The sequence below is a fragment of the Sulfitobacter sp. 15WGC genome (genome assembly GCF_005068605.1).
Lineage (GTDB): Bacteria > Pseudomonadota > Alphaproteobacteria > Rhodobacterales > Rhodobacteraceae > Sulfitobacter > Sulfitobacter faviae.
This window is the reverse complement of the sequence record NZ_SZNL01000238.1, coordinates 1-248: the sequence shown is the minus strand read 5'-3', so window position 1 is coordinate 248 and position 248 is coordinate 1. Positions and strand designations below refer to the sequence as shown.

Annotated in this window: 1 protein-coding gene; it reads right to left on the bottom strand. The window is 51.2% G+C overall.

Annotated features, from left to right (window positions below):
* Nucleotides 1-14: 14 nt before the first annotated feature.
* A partial coding sequence (locus FCK22_RS19170; protein ID WP_211243605.1) for a hypothetical protein occupies nucleotides 15-248 on the bottom strand: 234 nt, incomplete at its 5' end.

Below are 248 nucleotides of genomic sequence, written 5' to 3'. Positions count from 1 at the left end.
CCTCTGTTGCAGCCTTAAGCGTCTCTGTCGGAGATTTCGCAGAACCATCTTCTGGTGAGGTGAATTGCTTGTCCGCATGTGCTGCGAGTCGGGCCAAATCTTTCTCTAGATCTCTGTAGGTTTTTTTTGGCTGGCGCGTTGGTTAGCCTATGGCCAGTCGAGTTGTCTAGGTTGCGCCAAAGGACATAGCTTGCGCCTTTCATCCCTTCCGGCAGATACTCACGATCATCGTCGTTCAGCTCAAATTC